Below are 17842 nucleotides of genomic sequence, written 5' to 3' on the forward strand. Positions count from 1 at the left end.
AACACATAAGAAACGTTAACTATGGTGTCATATAAACTGGTTAATTTAAGAAATCTCATGATAGCTTTGTCTGTTGGCAGCGTGCTGGCAACGGCAGTGATATTGCTTGTCCTTGTTTACCGGTTCCAGAGTGATGATTTACGCCGCACTATCCTGTCAGATAACACCCAGTCATCACAAAAACTTGCTGAAAGTATTAACCATTATTTCCTTCAGGCACAACATGCACTGGCCTGGAGCGTACAGAATGTACCGGATGCAACCCAGCGGGTAAATCTGGCCCAGGAAGCCCGGCGGCTGTACCAGCAATCACAACTTTTCAACCGGGTTGCTGTCGTCAATGAACACAATGTCATTGATGCCATTTTCCCCGCAATGCCTGGGGATAGCCATAAACCGCTCAATTCACCGGGCAGCCTGAGTGCACTGCAAAGCCGCAAGCCACAAATTAGCCTGCCGTATATTTCAACCGCGAATAATTTTGTTGTTCTGCTCAGCTATCCGCTCAGCTCTCCGCAAGGGCAGCCTGTTGGTTACCTCGCTGGCGTAATTTATTTACACAAAGACAGTGAACTGAACCGGTTGCTGAAAAGCTATCACTACACCCAGGGCAACCAGGTTCGCATTGAAACACCATCAGGAGCTGTTATCTACGACAGCAGCCGTACCCCGGGAGATACATCGGCTCTGTTCGATGAACCCAGTTTATCTGAACGCCTGCTAAAAAGTGCTTCCGGATCATTTGAAGGGGAAATCCACCACCAGACCGCGCTTATCAGTTATTCAACCGTTAATTCCACGGGATGGAAAGTGGTCATTTATTCACGCCAGACAGCAGTCAAAGCAATGATGGCATCGTCTATCAGTCTGTCTGCCGGGGTGATATTCCCGGTAATTGTGTTGATTGCCTTAACTGCAGGCTATCTTGCCTCACGCATATCAACACCACTCACTCGCCTTGCACGGGTAACAGAAAAATTTCCCGCCGATGAAAAACTCAAAAACATTCTCAATATCAACGTCTGGTACTATGAAGCAAAAATATTACGCAAAGCAGTTTATAAAAGTTTGCGGGCGATGCAATACACCGTATCCCGTTTAAACAATGATGCCATGACGGACCAACTCACCGCGCTATACAACCGCCGTGGATTAGTTGAAAAAATGCGTGACTTATCGACCAACAATAATATTATCATCATGCTTGATATTGATAATTTTAAACATATCAATGATAAATATGGGCATGATATTGGCGACCGAACATTAGTCACGCTGGCAAAACGTCTCAAAAGTCTTTGCCGCAGTAGCGATATTATTAGCCGTTTTGGCGGAGAAGAGTTTGTTGTTGTTTTACCCGGCTGCCCGTTTGATACCGGGGTAACCATTGCCGAGCGTATTCGCTTTGGTGTTTCTGGCTACCACGATGAAGGTATTCCTGTATTCACCGTTTCGGTTGGTGTTTGCGGTATGACGGAAATGTCCAGCGAACAGGTTGATCAGGCCATTAAACTGGCTGATATTGCACTGTATGCGGCCAAGGAAGCTGGCCGCAATTGTGTGGTGACCAATCATAATGGGCAATTGCGCCGTTACCCACAAGGGAACTTGTTGGTTCAACCACCACAAGAAGTTGTAGTGGGGAAAGCAACATCTAAAATCTGACAGCATCAGATTGATATATACCCTCATACTTAACGGATAATTTAATTTAAAGCAATGCAATTTCAAGGAGCTAATACTTTATTAGAATAAACTGAATCACGAAACAACGACACAATAAAAAACAAATCATGAACCAAAGTAAAACAGCAATTATATCTGTTATATATTCACAGCGACTTAAAGTAAATTAAGCAATAATACTGGTGTTATTTATTATGTCTTTGCTATATTGAAACTTCACCTGGAGCCTTCAGTTTAATGCGAAGCCTGCAGTATTCTCTTTAAGCTGATGTATAGGATATTTTTAGCAAATAGCTTTATCCGGACACTTTAAGTCAAATTATCACACAGGTCATTCGTTTTATACGGCTGACCGGTAATGATGTCAGGATGGTTAATGATGAGAATAGACAGCGTACAATCTGGTTTTCTCGCGACAGGCAACAACCTTGCCAGCGACACATCAGCAAGACAACCTCTGGGTATAGAACGTAGCAGTGGAAACTGGTGTCCACAGACAGGGATGTGGCAAATGACTAACATCACAGCCAGTGCCATTGTGGGTATTCAGAAAGGGGCAATGATGCCCTGGCATCATGGACAGTCGGCTAACTGGCGACTGGTGAGTTATGACTACACGAGTGAAGATGCAGCATCCTGATTATCCACAAGGGTGGTGAACACACATTGTTTTGCCACCCTTGTGGATTCGTTACTGACCCGAAATATTCCCACTGCAAATCTGTTTTACTTTTTTCGCTTGTGGCTTAATCCAGACCATTCATACTTTCTGGAAGATATAACAGAACTGATAACAATATCCTGCAATAACAGTCTGCATCAGCATTTTTCTCACAAACAATCCGCATCTGTCCGCCGAGAAAAATCTTTAGCCATAAAGATGATTTCTTCTGACTTTTCTTTTACCACAAACCGTAAAACATGATTGTACATGAGACCGCTGCGCAGTCTCACCAGGAGGAATATCGTCAGGCTGTCAGATTAAGAAATCTTCTAATGATTTACCCTGTTCCAGCGCCTGTGCAATAGGTTTTGGAGTACGCCCCTGACCGGTCCAGGTTTTTACTTCACCATTGGTATCAGTGAAGCGGTATTTAGCAGGGCGGGCGGCACGTTTTGTTCCTGAACCTTTACCACCTGTCGCTTCCATTAATAATGAGGGATCCAGGCCATCCTCTTCCATCAGGCTCAGAATAAGATTAATTTTCTCTTCTCTTTCAGCCAGAACCTCAGCCTGAGCCTGTTGTTCTTCACGCTTTTCTTCAGTGACGATCCTGACTTTTTCCAGAATATCTTCAAGCACGTCAGTGGAGAAATCGCGAGCCATGGCACGCAATGTGCGGATGTTATTTAATTTTTGCAACTCAACAGTCATTATAATTAGCCACCTTTTACTCAAATAAATAGAAGCGTTATTTTAAACATTAAAACTAATACATTTCAAGACCACATAAAAATAACACTAACTCAAGTCAACATAATTATAAAACACAGCAATACTAAACCACCAATAAACAGAAGGATTAATCTTGTTTTTTAAGAAAAATACATACCCCATATCCGGGCTACAGATCAAAAAAATAGACAGTCCATATCCAGTTCAGATTACAGTGATGGTAGTAACGAGTTCATCGCAATAAGCCAAATGCTGATGCATATTTTTGTCCGACACGCTTCTCTTATTTTTATCCCGGTTTGTAGTCAGTTCAGTAACAGCATTGCATAACCAGTCATTTTTAAGAATAGTTATTCATCATAACCATCAGAATAAAAAACCAAAAAACATTGAAAAACAAGAAATAAAAAAACAAATGTTAAAAAACAACCAAACAGAAAGCATTTCACACTGGATCCAGTAAAAATATGTTGTACCGTTTCATTACCCCTCCATAAAGCCCATCATTCAATTTATTGATAAATAACAAAAATATCATCAAACCTGGAGTTTAATGACATAACCCGCTCAAAAATCATTACTGTAGCGAATTTTATGGACAAACCGCACTAAAATAAAAATTTTACGCTAATTGCCGTTTTCAATGCAGTCATATAATCTGGTCATGCCAGTAAAAACCAAACGCATAAACCATAAACAAACAATCAGTCAGCACTTATAGCCAGATTTAACAAGGAACCAGTAACATGTTCTCGCCACATTCACGCCTGCGTCACGCGGTTGCAGACACCTTTGCAATGGTGGTGTATTGCTCTGTTGTTGGCATGATGATTGAAATATTTATCTCCGGGATGGATTTCCGTCAGTCTCTGTCATCACGCCTGGTGGCCATTCCGGTTAACATGGTTATTGCCTGGCCATACGGGCTCTATCGCGACAAAATAATGGGTTATGCGCGCAGAGCGGGCGGTGGTAAAAAAATAAAGAACCTGGCGGATATGTTTGCCTATGTGACATTCCAGTCACCGGTTTATGCTGCCATCCTGTTTACTGTTGGCGCTGACTGGCATCAGATTGTGGCAGCGGTGAGTTCAAATATGGTCGTATCTATGATGATGGGTGCGGCTTATGGTTACTTTCTCGATTTCTGTCGCCGGTTATTCCGTGTGGTTGATACACAGCAACCCGCTCACGCTGAAATTTCAAACGCAGTACAGTAAAGCAGACAGGACAATCCGCAGCAAACAACCAGCAGGCTCTGTGCACCTGCAAGCTAACAGCACGGGCGGAAATAACTGCCCGTTGCTGGTAACAGACTAATACCAGAGTGTATTTACTGAATAAATACTTACCTGGTATTACCCTTCACAAGAAAAAATTTGTTTTATTCCGCCTGGCCAAACAAGCCAACTAAATAACGTTCCAGGGCAATGCGTGAGCTAAAACCATGGGGAATGCCATAATGTGTTTGCGCATCTCCACCCAGCCACAACGGGAAATGTTTATACAATTCGCTGGTTTTTATATCTGATGCAGGTTCCGCCAGTGTGTGACTGCGCTCTTTCATTGCCGGGTGAATAACCAGTGCAGTGCGACCCATCCTCGCTTCCCGGTTTACATAAACATAATTCTCTCCACGGCGGTATCCATATGCCCCCCGCTCCATGCTGTCCATGATAAAACCAGCTTTCTCCAGAACGCGTGCCACCTCATCGGGTCGTAAATACATTGTGCTTCCTCATCCTCTCGTAACAGCTTCGCAACCATACCGCATGGCTACAAGGAGATGCTTTCAGAATAGTCCAGAAACCGCCTTTTACCGCAGTTTCTGCCAGAAAAACGGCATTCTGGCGTCTACACTGTTATCTGAATCACTTAAAAAAGGAGGTCCTGTGCTTAGAAATACCAAACAGAAGACACTTCAAAACGCACCAGAAAACCAGGCAATGCAGGATGAAATAACAAATATCGCCAGTACGCTGGAAAAAGTGCTGGACGCCTGGGACAGTGATGCAAAAGAAGAGCGTGACAGCATTAAGCACCATGCTACACGTTTACTCAGTGAAACGCGCGCCCGCCTTAATGGGCATAACCGCCTGCAACAAGCCACGCGCGATGCCGCTCATCATACGGATGAATGGGTGCACAACAAGCCATGGCACAGTATTGGCCTGGGCGCAGCTGCGGGGGTGATTGTCGGCGCACTGCTGACACGAAAATAAAGCCTTCACACAACCCGGCAACTACGCCGGGTTGTCCTCTGTTCCACCAGTGGCTACTGCACAAACACCCGGATCATTCACGCCCTGCCTAAGCACCATATATTGTATGGTTGATAAAAATAGTAACTACATCTAGTATCAGAAACACAAGAGCTCACCCACCGCTGTGCGTAAGGGTGTTTTTTTAACTCCACATATGAGAATACGAATCATGAGCATTAGTATTTACACAAAAGAAAACTGTGTACACTGCCATGCCACCAAACGCATGCTGGCACAACGTGCAATACCCTTTACTCTGATTGATATCGATACCCACCCTGAATGCACTGGCTGGTTAAAAAGCCAGGGCTTTCTCCAGTTACCGGTTGTCATTACCGATACCTTGCGCTGGAGCGGCTTTCGCCCGGATATGATTAATCGCCTGCATTCACAGCCGGGGACTGGCACATGAGTAATCTGGTGTATTACTCCAGTTCATCGGGAAATACACGGCGGTTTGTCGAACGCCTTGCAATACCCGCACTGCGTATCACCACACCGCCACATCCAATACTCTATGTCCGCGAGCCTTTTATTTTGATTGTGCCCACTTATGGCGGAGGCGGGACTAACGGAGCGGTTCCAGCCCCGGTGATTCGGTTTCTGAACCAACCAGAAAACCGGCATTTGCTCAAGGGAGTAATCGCTTCTGGCAACCGAAGTTTTGGTGCCGGATTCTGTCTTGCCGGCAAGGTAATCGCTGAGAAATGCCAGGTGCCCTGCCTGTATCGATTCGAATTACTCGGAACACCTGAAGACGTCGAAAACGTGAGAAAGGGAGTAAAACAATTTTGGCTACAGCAACGATAACTGCAACCACAGCAGCATCCCGTGACCAGGATTACCACGCGCTTAATGCCATGCTGAATATGTATAACAGCGCGGGACAATTACAACTGGATAAAGACAAAGCAGCAGTGGAAGCATATTTGCACCAGCACATTGCGCCTGCCAGACGCACTTTCGCGAGCCATGCAGTTCGGCTAAAAACACTGGTTGATGAGGGGTATTACGATGGTGAGATGCTGGCACAATATACCCAGGAAGAACTTGTCACCCTCTTTGCTGCTGCCGACCAGAGCGGATACCAGTTTGCGACCTTTCTTGGCGCGTGGAAGTTTTATAACAGCTATGCCCTGAAAAGCTTTGATGGCTCACAGTATCTGGAAGATTTTCCCCAACGAGCCTGCATGGTCGCACTGACCCTGGCCCGGGGCGACGCTCGTTTTGCCACACAGATACTTGCCGAGATCCTCACAGGCCGCTTCCAGCCTGCCACGCCAACATTCCTTAATGCTGGCAAACAGCAGCGTGGTGAACTGGTTTCCTGTTTCTTGTTACGCATCGAAGACAATATGGAATCCATTGGACGGGCCGTTACTCACGCGTTGCAGTTATCCAAACGTGGGGGTGGCGTGGCCTTTGTATTGTCTGCATTACGTGAAGCAGGCGCACCAATAAAAAAGATTGAGAACCAGTCTTCCGGGGTCATACCTGTGATGAAAATGCTGGAAGATGCATTCAGTTATGCCAACCAACTGGGCGCCAGGCAAGGTGCCGGAGCGGTATGGTTACATGCGCACCATCCCGATGTTTTACGCTTCCTGGATACCAAAAGAGAAAACGCAGATGAAAAGCTGCGTATCAAAACCCTGTCTCTGGGCGTGGTTATCCCGGATATCACTTTTCGGTTAGCCAAAGAAGATGCGCAAATGGCACTGTTTTCACCCTACGATGTTGAGCGGATAACCGGAAAGGCGTTTTGCGATATCAGTATCAGCCAGCACTATGATTCACTGGTAGCCGACACACGCATTCGCAAACACTGGGTTCGGGCTCGTGATTTTTTCCGTACTCTTGCTGAAGTACAGTTTGAATCGGGTTATCCCTACATCATGTTTGAAGACACCGTTAATCGGGCCAACCCGATTGCGGGTTATATCAACATGAGCAACCTGTGTTCTGAAATATTGCAGGTTAACCAACCCTCTGTGCTGGCAGAAAACCTGGATTACCTGCACACCGGTAAAGATATCTCCTGCAATCTTGGGTCGCTTAATATTGCGCACACAATGGATTCCCCCGATTTTGCCCAAACTGTTGAAACAGCCGTCCGGGCACTGAGCGCAGTTTCAGATTTAAGCGTTATTGAGTGTGTACCCTCGGTAATGGCAGGAAACGCATCGGCTCATGCAATTGGGTTGGGGCAAATGAACCTGCATGGTTTCCTGGCTCGTGAAGGAATTGCCTATGGCTCGCCAGAAGCCATTGATTTCACCAATATCTATTTTTACAGCATTGCATGGTATGCGTTGCGTGCGTCCAACCGGCTCGCCCGCGAACGAAACCAGCGTTTTGCCGGGTTTGAACAGTCTCAATACGCAAGCGGTGAATATTTCCAACGTTACACCAGCAAGTTGTGGCATCCAGAAACAGCCCGGGTACAGCAATTGTTTGACCGTGCGAATATTTGCATCCCCGACCAGTCAATGTGGTGCCAGTTGCGTGACGACATTATGCGCGATGGGTTATATAACCAGAATTTGCAGGCTGTCCCACCCACTGGGTCTATCTCCTATATCAACCACGCCACATCCAGTATTCACCCGGTCATTGCCCCTGTTGAAATACGCAAGGAAGGGAAAACCGGCCGGGTCTATTACCCGGCACCGTTTATCAACCAGAGCAATATGCATCTTTATCAGGACGCCTGGCAAATTGGTCCGGAAAAAATAATTGATACCTACGCAGCAGCCACACAACACGTCGACCAGGGATTATCGCTGACGCTCTTTTTCCCGGATACCGCAACCACCCGTGATATCAACAAAGCGCAAATTTATGCCTGGCAAAAAGGGATCAAAACCCTCTATTACATTCGCCTGCGCCAACAGGCATTAGCCGGAACAGCAATCGACGGCTGTGTCTCCTGTACGCTGTAAGGAAAAACCATGAATCCACAACGCCCTGTTAGTGCAATTAACTGGAACCGGTTAATTGACACCAAAGACCTGGAAATCTGGAACCGCCTGACAACTAATTTCTGGTTACCGGAAAAAATACCGTTAGCCAATGATTTACCATCGTGGCAGACGCTGAGCCATGAAGAACAAATATTGACCATTCGTGTCTTTACCGGATTAACACTGCTTGATACCGTGCAAAACACGGTGGGAGCCCCCAGCCTGATGCCCGATGCCCTGACGCCTCATGAAGAAGCGGTACTCTCCAATATCAGTTTTATGGAAGCAGTACACGCCCGCTCCTACAGCGCTGTTTTTTCTACCCTGTGCTCAATGCAGGAAGTGGATGCGGCATACCAGTGGAGTGAAGAGAACCCCTGGCTGCAACATAAGGTTGAGTTAATACTTAAGTATTATCGCGGGGAGTGCCCATATCGTAAGAAAATTGCCAGTGTTTGTCTGGAATCATTTTTATTTTACTCGGGATTTTATTTACCTATATTCTGGTCTGCCCGGGGGAAATTAACTAACACGGCAGATCTTATTCGCCTTATTATTCGTGATGAAGCCGTACACGGATATTACATTGGTTATAAATATCAGCAGATGGTGGCACCACTGAATCACCAGAGGCAGCAAGAACTTGAAAACGAAGCAGCAGACTTGATTATGGACTTATATGATAATGAGGTTTCTTATACACAAAGTTTGTATCAGCAGTCTGGGCTGGTGGATGAGGTTACTGCTTTTCTTTGTTATAACGCCAATAAGGCCCTGATGAATCTGGGCTATCAGGCACTGTTTCCTGCATCAATGTGTGACGTCAACCCAGTAATTTTGTCGGCACTGTCGCCTGCCGCAGATGAAAACCATGATTTCTTTTCGGGTGCCGGATCTTCTTATGTCATTGGGAAAAGCCAGCAAACCGAAGATGAAGACTGGAACTTTTAATTAACATATTGCCGGGAAAAGTGTCAGGCTTACCCGGCCACAAGTCACCAGGTGTGCACTATACCTGAATACAGGCAGGTGGAAGAACTACCTCCCATCCAGCGTAATATTGCAGCTTTTATTGGGTACATTCGTACCAGGTTACGGGTAAAATATTACATACTCAGGTTAACAAATATTTACTATTACAGCTGTATTACACACCTGAATATGTTTCTACTATAGTCACCTCATTTTACGAACTGAATCATGCAGTTCTCTGGCAATATCCGCCTAAAACCTGAACATTGTATATACTGACAGCACAGATCTTGCAGAAAATTGGCAGCAGCCGCGCTACGTCCTCAGCCCTTATATCACGGGGTTTGTGGAAAAATATTCAGCCATGGATCACACTTTCATAAGGGAATTAAGGGTTGTCTCAAATCCTGAGTATGTTAGGGTATAGGCAACTAATATTTTCACCAGGACATCTATAGCATTTAAACAATAACAGGAAAACCATTATTACATGGCAATTAAATTAGAAGTTAAGAACCTTTATAAAATATTTGGCGAGCACCCTAACAGGGCTTTCAAATATATAGAGCGCGGTTTATCAAAAGAAGAAATTCTTGCCAAAACCGGTCTCTCACTCGGCGTTAAAGATGCCAGTCTGGCCATTGAAGAAGGCGAAATATTTGTTGTTATGGGCTTATCCGGCTCGGGTAAATCCACATTAGTCCGCCTTCTCAATCGTCTGATTGAACCCACCCGCGGTCAGGTATTGATCGATGGCACTGACATTGCCCAGGTTTCAGACGCAGAATTGCGTGAAGTGCGCAGAAAGAAAATTGCGATGGTCTTTCAGTCCTTCGCGCTGATGCCGCACATGAATGTACTGGAAAATACCGCTTTTGGTATGGAGCTGTCGGGAACACCAGTTGCTGAGCGCGAAGAGAAAGCGCTTGATGCGCTTCGGCAGGTTGGGCTGGAAAACTACGCACACAGCTACCCGGATGAATTATCGGGTGGTATGCGTCAGCGTGTTGGTCTGGCTCGGGCTCTGGCAATTAACCCGGATATTCTGTTGATGGATGAAGCGTTTTCCGCGCTCGACCCATTAATTCGTACTGAAATGCAGGATGAACTGGTTAAGCTCCAGGCCAAACACCAACGTACTGTGGTGTTTATCTCCCATGACCTCGATGAAGCGATGCGCATCGGCGACCGTATTGCCATTATGCAAAATGGTGAAGTCGTGCAGGTCGGCACGCCTGATGAGATCCTCAATAACCCGGCAAACGATTATGTGCGCACCTTCTTCCGTGGTGTGGATATCAGCCATGTGTTCAGCGCTAAAGATATTGCGCGCCGTTCACCAGTTGGTCTGATTCGTAAAACGCCCGGTTTTGGGCCCCGCTCAGCAATTAAACTGCTACAGGATGAAGACCGCGAATATGGCTACGTGATTGAACGTGGGCAAAAATTTGTCGGTATCGTATCAATTGACTCTCTGAAAAAAGCGCTGTCTGAAGGCCAGGGGCTGGATGCCGCCTTACTGGAATCACCCACATCTGTACCAGGAGAAACGCCTCTTAATGAGCTGCTCTCTACCGTGGGCCTTGCACCTTGTGCGATTCCTGTTATCGACGACAACCAACACTATCTCGGCATTATCTCTAAAGGGACACTGCTGAAAGCCTTAGACCGGGAGGGAGCAACCAATGAGTAACGCAGCAAATCCATGGGATGCCAGTGGCGCAACCACTGATGCCGCAAGTAGTGCCGCAAGTAATGCAGCATCTTCAGCGGATGCATGGGGCACACCAGCTTCATCAGGAGGTTCCAGTGGTGCGGCTGACTGGTTAAACAACGCGCCAGCCCCCAAACCCGAACATTTTAACTTTATGGACCCGTTCCATAAGACGCTGATCCCACTCGATAGCTGGGTCACTCATGCTATTGACTGGGTTGTGTTTCATTTCCGCCCGGTATTCCAGGGCATCCGTGTTCCGATTGATTATATTCTGAGCGCTTTCCAGCATTTACTGACAGGTATGCCAGCGCCAGTGGCAATTCTGATATTTGCCTTAATTGCCTGGCAGATGTCAAACCTGGGCATGGGTATCGCCACTATGATTTCGCTGGTTTTCATCGGTGCCATCGGGGCATGGTCTCAGGCAATGGTGACACTTGCACTGGTGCTTACCGCATTATTGTTCTGTGTGGTAATAGGCCTGCCAATGGGAATTTGGCTGGCTCGTAGCCAGAGAGCGGCAAAAGTTGTCCGTCCAATACTGGATGCTATGCAAACCACTCCGGCGTTTGTTTACCTGGTGCCTATCGTTATGTTGTTTGGTATCGGTAATGTACCTGGCGTCGTCGTCACCATTATCTTTGCACTGCCGCCGATTGTGCGCCTGACAATTCTGGGAATTAACCAGGTTCCGGCAGACCTGATTGAAGCTGCCCGCTCCTTTGGTTCCAGCCCGCGTCAGATGCTGTTCAAAGTGCAGTTACCACTGGCTATGCCCACCATTATGGCTGGTGTGAACCAGACACTGATGCTGGCGTTGTCGATGGTGGTCATTGCATCAATGATTGCTGTAGGTGGTCTGGGGCAAATGGTTCTGCGTGGCATTGGCCGCCTCGACATGGGTCTGGCGACGGTTGGTGGTGTGGGTATCGTTATTCTCGCCATCATCCTTGACCGCTTAACGCAGTCAGTTGGCCGCGATGCTCGCAGCCGGGGTAACCGCCGCTGGTATACCACTGGCCCGGTGGGTCTTCTGGCCCGCCCATTCATCAAGAAGTAACACGCACAACAAGTCCGGGCAGCTCTGGCTGCCTGAGACTGCATCAGTACCTGGATAAACATGTTATTCCAGGCTCAACACATCATCGAACCAACCAGCTTATTGGTTTTCGGTCTCTCATGACAAAAAAGGAATAACGATGCGACATTCTGTTCTTTTAGCCACAGCCTTTGCCACACTCGTTTCCACCAGCACCTTTGCGGCGGATTTACCGGGTAAAGGCATCACCGTTAAACCGGTTCAAAGCACTATCTCTGAAGAAAGCTTCCAGACATTGCTGGTAAGCCGCGCACTGGAGAAACTGGGTTACACCGTAGACAAGCCCAGCGAAGTTGACTACAACGTGGGTTATACCTCTATTGCCAACGGCGATGCCACATTCATGGCGGTGAACTGGAAGCCCCTGCATGATGACATGTATAACGCAGCAGGCGGCGATAAAAAATTCTACCGCAAAGGGACTTATGTAACCGGTGCCGCTCAGGGTTACCTGATTGACAAAAAAACGGCTGAGAAATACCACATCACTAATATTGCACAGTTGAAAGACCCAAAACTGGCGAAACTGTTCGACAGCAATGGAGATGGTAAAGCAGACCTGACGGGCTGTACGCCTGGCTGGGGTTGTGAAGCGGTAATTAACCACCAGCTCAAAGCTTATGATTTGACCAATACCGTAGTACATAATCAGGGTAACTACGCTGCAATGATTGCGGACACCATTACCCGTTATAAAGAAGGCAAACCGATTCTGTACTACACCTGGACACCTTATTGGGTAAGTGACGTGCTGGTGCCAGGCAAAGACGTTGTCTGGCTACAGGTACCGTTCTCTTCACTGCCTGGCGCACAGAAAGGTGTAGATACCAAACTTCCCAACGGCGCGAACTATGGCTTCCCGGTTAACAACATGTACATTGTTGCCAACAAAGCCTGGGCTGAGAAAAACCCGGCAGCGGCAAAACTGTTCTCTCTGATGAAACTGCCTATTGCCGATATCAATGCTGAGAATGCCATGATGCATGAAGGCCACTCTTCCGAAGCAGATATTAATGGCCATGTTGATGGCTGGATTAAAGCTCACCAGTCTGAATTCAATGGCTGGATCAAAGCCTCACTGGCTGCCGCAAAGTAAAACGCCGCCACTCAGAACCTCCCTTCACGGGAGGTTGAGTCTGATGACAAACCTCATGTCCGCACAGAACGAGAGGATGTCGCCCAATAACAAACCAGGAAAATCAATTTATTGATTTTCGGCTGCTAACTAAAAAGAAGGAAAAACCACGCTTTTTCCTTCTTTTTCATCAATCTGAACCTCCCTTTCCAGGAGGTTCTTTTTTTCTCCCACACCACAAACCGCACGTTCTGCTACGCGATAATCAGAGCAAATTGTTTCCCCTTCACTAATCTTCGCTATTATCTGTGATTCTCACGACAAATTAACCCATTGCACCAGACATGACTCAACAATATTACACCGCCCGAACCAGCCCATTAACGCCTGCGCTGACCCTCCTGATGGCTGTCGCCACCGGGCTGGCCGTTGCCAGTAATTATTATGCCCAGCCATTACTGGACACGATCGCCCGGGCGTTTTCGCTATCCGTCAACCAGGCCGGATTTATTGTGACGACCGCACAAATGGGTTACGCCGCCGGGTTACTGTTTATTGTCCCGCTGGGAGATATGTTTGAACGACGTGGGCTGATTGTCAGCATGACGCTACTGGCTGCCTGCGGCATGATAATCACCGCCAGCAGCCATTCACTTAGTATGATGCTGGTGGGTACGGCGTTAACCGGGCTATTTTCTGTCGTGGCTCAGATACTGGTTCCTCTGGCCGCAACGCTTGCCGCGCCAGAAAAACGCGGCCGCACTGTTGGCACCATCATGAGTGGGTTGTTACTGGGTATTTTACTGGCGCGAACAGTTGCAGGTGCGCTGGCAAGTCTCGGTGGCTGGCGCACGGTCTGGTGGCTGGCAAGTGGCCTGATGATTGTGATGGCGCTGGCACTCTGGCGCATGCTGCCAACTGTAAAACAGGAAAATCACCTGAATTACCCCCAATTGCTGGTTTCTATTTTTTCCCTCTATTTTCACAACCGGGTATTACGTACCCGGGCACTGACAGGCGGATTGATCTTTGCACAGTTCAGTATGCTGTGGACTTCAATGGCGTTTTTACTCTCTGCTCCGCCGTTTTCCTTTTCCGAAGCTGTTATTGGTTTATTTGGGCTGGCAGGCGCGGCAGGTGCATTGGGAGCCCGCCCGGCAGGTGGTCTGTCAGATAAAGGTAAGTCACACCTGACAACCACTGCGGGGCTGATTCTGCTGGTTCTGGCCTGGATAGCCATATATCTGGGGAAATTTTCAGTTATTCCTTTGATGGCAGGGATTGTACTGCTCGACCTGACAGTCCAGGGTGTACACATTACCAACCAGAGTGTAATTTACCGTTTATATCCGCAAGCCCGTAACCGGCTGACAGCCGGATATATGACCACTTACTTTATTGGTGGTGCATTCGGCTCACTGGTTTCTGCGGGTGCTTACCAGCACGCAGGCTGGCCAGGTGTTTGCCTGGCCGGTGCCAGTACCGGTGTACTCAGTCTGGTGGTGTGGGCATTAGGGTATCATCGCCAGGCCCCGGCCAACGAAACTCCGCAATGACACAATCGCATGGGTCAGTAAAGGCTCGCTGACTTCTTTAGTTTGGTGTTCAGAGCTTTACACCACAACGAGAGATAACGCTGACTCGAATTTAATTACAGATAATAAAAATGACAGAATCCTCCTGCGTAACTGAACCCCAAATAACAGCCACCTGGGCTGAAGGTTGTAAAGACAGCCTGCCGATTGTTATCAGCTATCTGCCCGTCGCTTTTGCTTTCGGGTTGAATGCCACGAAACTGGGCTTTACTCCCCTTGAAGCCACTTTTTTTTCCTGCATCGTGTATGCCGGGGCCAGCCAGTTTGTGATAACGGCCATGCTGTCTGCTGGCAGCGCCCTGTGGGTGGCGGCCCTGACTGTTATGGCAATGGATGTTCGCCATATCCTGTATGGTCCGTCACTGCAAAGCCGTATCCGCATCAGGTTAACGGGTTCGCGCACCGCGCTATGGGCATTTGGGCTGACCGATGAAGTTTTTGCGGCGGCTACCGCCAAACTGGTGCGCGATAACCGGCGCTGGAGTGAGCCCTGGATGATAGCTATTGCCCTGACCTCCTGGGCCGCGTGGGTGGCAGGCACACTGGCGGGGGCATGGTCAGGCAATGGCCTGCTGGATGACTGGCCCGCCGTTGAGGCTTCACTGAGCTTTATGTTGCCAGCGTTATTTTTAAGTTTTCTGCTGGCTTCATTTCAACGCAAACAGTCGTTATGTGTGATTGCGGCGCTGGCGGGCGCTGTGCTGGGTATTACCCTGTTTTCGATTCCGGCGTCGATTCTGTGCGGAATCGTCTGTGGTTGTGCAGCAGCATTGATTCAGGCGTTTTATCAGGAGGCCAGCGATGAGCATTGATGTATTGGTACTTGGGCTGTTTGTTGGCTGCGTGAACTACCTGTTCCGTTACCTGCCGCTGCGCCTCAACCGTGGGCAAAATGTGCAAAACCGACGCGGTGCGGTGACGATTTTACTCGACAGTATTGGTATCGCGTCTATTTGCGCGTTGCTGGTTGTCTCCACAGCGCCAGACTTAATTCAGCATCACCAACATGTGTTACCCGTTGTCATCGGTTTCACCGTGCTGATTGCCAGTTTCTACAAATTACGCACCATTATCATCCCGACACTGCTCAGTGCATTGAGCTTTGGCCTGGCGCTGAAACTGATGAGTGGCGGGTGATTAGCGAACCTTAAGCGCACGAATAATCCATTTACTTTATTTATCACTATAGTTACTATATCGGCTGCAACTAATGAGGTTAATCTAATGGATAGTTCGTTCACGCCCATAGAACAAATGCTTAAGTTTCGCGCCAGCCGCCAAAAAGCCTTCCCTTACCAGGAAATTTTGCTGACCCGCTTGTGCATGCATATGCAGGGTAAGCTGCTGGAAAACCGTAATAAAATGCTGAAAGCTCAGGGCATTAATGAAACTCTGTTTATGGCGTTGATCACGCTTGAGTCACAAGAGAACCACAGTATCCAGCCTTCTGAACTAAGCTGTGCACTGGGTTCTTCCCGCACCAATGCCACCCGCATTGCTGATGAACTGGAAAAGCGTGGCTGGATTGAACGTCGTGAAAGTGATAATGACAGACGCTGCCTGCATTTGCAGTTAACGGCAAAAGGTAAAGACTTTCTTGATGAAGTATTACCGCCGCAACACAGTTGTTTGCACATGCTGTGGTCATCACTGGATGAACAAGAGAAATCTCAACTCGAAACAATAACGCGTAAGTTGCTCCAGAGGCTTGACCAGATGGAAGCCGATGAAGCCGTGCTTGAAGCGGTACGATAATTCCCCGCCTCGAATAGCAAGCCACAACCAGACAGATTCAACCTCAGGCCAGTTGATTACCCGACTGGCCTGTCTGATAAAAACAGGGTCATGCCGACCAAACCTAAGAAAATAATAAGATGGTGGAGAATAGTATGAGCGCAAATGCGGAAAATCAGGCACCGCAGCAGCACGCTAAGAAAAAGAAAGGTAAGCGCAAGAACGCGTTACTTTTCCTTACGACACTTTTTGTTGTTATTGCGGTAGCTTACGGAATTTATTGGTTCCTGGTACTACGCCATTATGAAGACACTGACGATGCTTATGTCGCGGGAAACCAGGTGCAGATTATGTCTCAGGTTTCCGGGAGCGTGACAAAAGTATGGGTCGATGACACTGACTTTGTAAAACAAGGCGACACACTGGTCACCCTTGACCCGACAGACGCACAGCTGGCTTTTGATAAAGCGAAAACCGCGCTGGCTTCCAGCGTGCGCTCAGTTCATCAATTGATGATCAACAGCAAGCAATATGAAGCGAATATCGCACTGCAAAAAACCGCGTTAACCAAAGCACAAAATGACTTTAAACGCCGCGTACCATTAGGAACGGATAACCTGATTGGTAAAGAAGAACTGCAACATGCCAAAGATGCCGTTGCCAGTGCCCAGGCTCAACTTGATGTTGCCATTCAACAGTACAACGCCAATAAAGCGATGTTACTGGGCGATAAAATTGAAGACCAGCCGAGTGTAAAACAAGCAGCCGCAGCTGTACGTGATGCCTGGCTCGCACTGCAACGTACTAACGTTGTCAGCCCGGTAACAGGTTATGTTTCCCGGCGCGCAGTACAGGTTGGTGCACAAATCAGTGCCTCCAGCGCCCTGATGGCGATTGTTCCGGCACACCATATGTGGGTTGACGCTAACTTCAAAGAAACCCAGTTGGCAAACATGCGTATTGGGCAGTCTGCTACCGTTGTCAGCGATATCTATGGTGATGACGTGAAATACACCGGTAAAGTGGTTGGCCTTGATATGGGTACCGGGAGTGCCTTCTCATTGCTGCCAGCGCAAAACGCTACGGGTAACTGGATCAAAGTGGTTCAGCGGCTACCTGTGCGTATTGAGCTTGATGAGAAACAACTGGAACAGCATCCATTGCGTATTGGCTTATCGACTCTGGTGACAGTGAATACCAGTAACCATGACGGCAAAGTGCTGGCAAGCGAAGTGCGTAAAACACCAGCCTATGTTAGCAACGCGCGTGAAATTTCACTGGTTCCAGTCAATAAAGTAATTGACGATATTATCCGGGCCAACGAAGGGTAAACAGCGGAGG

At 47.7% G+C, this 17842-nt stretch carries 18 protein-coding genes; 16 read left to right on the forward strand and 2 right to left on the reverse strand.

The window, feature by feature from the left end; translation table 11 throughout:
- The first annotated feature begins 57 nt into the window (after nt 1-57).
- Complete coding sequence (locus tag A9B99_RS20630) at nt 58-1665, forward strand: sensor domain-containing diguanylate cyclase (protein ID WP_197499301.1); 1608 nt, start codon at nt 58-60, stop codon at nt 1663-1665.
- Nucleotides 1666-2062: 397 nt separating this feature from the next.
- On the forward strand, nt 2063-2326 hold the full coding sequence (locus A9B99_RS23970) for a hypothetical protein (protein WP_156519114.1): 264 nt from the start codon (nt 2063-2065) through the stop codon (nt 2324-2326).
- Between the two features lie 336 nt (nt 2327-2662).
- Here A9B99_RS23970 and A9B99_RS20635 read toward each other — a convergent pair whose 3' ends face one another.
- Nucleotides 2663-3061 carry an H-NS family histone-like protein gene (locus A9B99_RS20635; RefSeq protein ID WP_064600852.1) on the reverse strand — a complete coding sequence of 133 codons (399 nt, stop codon included), beginning with the start codon at nt 3059-3061 and terminating at the stop codon, nt 2663-2665.
- Nucleotides 3062-3828: 767 nt separating this feature from the next.
- On the opposite strand from A9B99_RS20635, the gene A9B99_RS20640 reads away from it, so the two are divergent.
- A complete protein-coding gene (locus tag A9B99_RS20640; RefSeq protein ID WP_064600853.1) occupies nt 3829-4302 on the forward strand; it encodes an L-alanine exporter AlaE in 474 nt (157 codons plus the stop codon).
- Nucleotides 4303-4466: 164 nt separating this feature from the next.
- On the opposite strand, the gene A9B99_RS20645 is transcribed toward A9B99_RS20640, so the two are convergent.
- Nucleotides 4467-4811 (reverse strand): DUF2002 family protein, encoded by a 345-nt coding sequence (locus A9B99_RS20645; RefSeq protein WP_064600854.1) that lies wholly within the window; start codon nt 4809-4811, stop codon nt 4467-4469.
- 163 nt (nt 4812-4974) lie between these two features.
- On the opposite strand from A9B99_RS20645, the gene A9B99_RS20650 reads away from it, so the two are divergent.
- The 13 genes from A9B99_RS20650 to emrA all read left to right on the forward strand — a co-directional run bounded on the left by A9B99_RS20650 (nt 4975) and on the right by emrA (nt 17832).
- Entirely contained in the window at nt 4975-5304 is a 330-nt protein-coding gene (locus A9B99_RS20650) for a glycine zipper domain-containing protein (RefSeq protein ID WP_231889223.1), read from the forward strand.
- A gap of 211 nt (nt 5305-5515) precedes the next feature.
- Complete coding sequence (gene nrdH, locus A9B99_RS20655; RefSeq protein WP_064600855.1) at nt 5516-5758, forward strand: glutaredoxin-like protein NrdH; 243 nt, start codon at nt 5516-5518, stop codon at nt 5756-5758.
- Nucleotides 5755-6156 (forward strand): class Ib ribonucleoside-diphosphate reductase assembly flavoprotein NrdI, encoded by a 402-nt coding sequence (nrdI, locus tag A9B99_RS20660; RefSeq protein WP_064600856.1) that lies wholly within the window; start codon nt 5755-5757, stop codon nt 6154-6156. The genes nrdH and nrdI overlap by 4 nt, the downstream gene beginning before the upstream one ends.
- Nucleotides 6157-6206: 50 nt before the next feature.
- Nucleotides 6207-8288, forward strand: a complete 2082-nt coding sequence (gene nrdE / locus A9B99_RS20665) for a class 1b ribonucleoside-diphosphate reductase subunit alpha (RefSeq protein ID WP_231889227.1) — start codon at nt 6207-6209, stop codon at nt 8286-8288.
- 9 nt (nt 8289-8297) lie between these two features.
- Complete coding sequence (nrdF, locus tag A9B99_RS20670) at nt 8298-9260, forward strand: class 1b ribonucleoside-diphosphate reductase subunit beta (protein WP_064600858.1); 963 nt, start codon at nt 8298-8300, stop codon at nt 9258-9260.
- Nucleotides 9261-9771: 511 nt separating this feature from the next.
- Entirely contained in the window at nt 9772-10974 is a 1203-nt protein-coding gene (gene proV, locus A9B99_RS20675; protein ID WP_064600860.1) for a glycine betaine/L-proline ABC transporter ATP-binding protein ProV, read from the forward strand.
- Nucleotides 10967-12058, forward strand: coding sequence for a glycine betaine/L-proline ABC transporter permease ProW (proW, locus tag A9B99_RS20680; protein WP_064600862.1), 1092 nt, complete (start codon nt 10967-10969; stop codon nt 12056-12058). The genes proV and proW overlap by 8 nt, the downstream gene beginning before the upstream one ends.
- A 139-nt stretch (nt 12059-12197) precedes the next feature.
- Nucleotides 12198-13193, forward strand: a complete 996-nt coding sequence (gene proX, locus A9B99_RS20685; RefSeq protein WP_064600864.1) for a glycine betaine/L-proline ABC transporter substrate-binding protein ProX — start codon at nt 12198-12200, stop codon at nt 13191-13193.
- A 323-nt stretch (nt 13194-13516) separates the two neighbouring features.
- Nucleotides 13517-14728, forward strand: a complete 1212-nt coding sequence (locus tag A9B99_RS20690; RefSeq protein ID WP_064600866.1) for an MFS transporter — start codon at nt 13517-13519, stop codon at nt 14726-14728.
- Between the two features lie 110 nt (nt 14729-14838).
- Nucleotides 14839-15579 carry an AzlC family ABC transporter permease gene (locus A9B99_RS20695; protein ID WP_064600868.1) on the forward strand — a complete coding sequence of 247 codons (741 nt, stop codon included), beginning with the start codon at nt 14839-14841 and terminating at the stop codon, nt 15577-15579.
- Nucleotides 15569-15904, forward strand: a complete 336-nt coding sequence (gene ygaH / locus A9B99_RS20700; RefSeq protein WP_064600869.1) for an L-valine transporter subunit YgaH — start codon at nt 15569-15571, stop codon at nt 15902-15904. Before A9B99_RS20695 ends, ygaH begins: the two co-directional genes overlap by 11 nt.
- 87 nt (nt 15905-15991) lie before the next feature.
- Nucleotides 15992-16522, forward strand: coding sequence for a transcriptional repressor MprA (gene mprA, locus A9B99_RS20705; protein ID WP_064600870.1), 531 nt, complete (start codon nt 15992-15994; stop codon nt 16520-16522).
- Nucleotides 16523-16656: 134 nt separating this feature from the next.
- Complete coding sequence (emrA, locus tag A9B99_RS20710; protein ID WP_064600871.1) at nt 16657-17832, forward strand: multidrug efflux MFS transporter periplasmic adaptor subunit EmrA; 1176 nt, start codon at nt 16657-16659, stop codon at nt 17830-17832.
- Nucleotides 17833-17842: the final 10 nt, after the last annotated feature.

Origin of the sequence: Mangrovibacter phragmitis, assembly GCF_001655675.1 — a bacterium.
Taxonomy (GTDB): Bacteria; Pseudomonadota; Gammaproteobacteria; order Enterobacterales; family Enterobacteriaceae; genus Mangrovibacter; species Mangrovibacter phragmitis.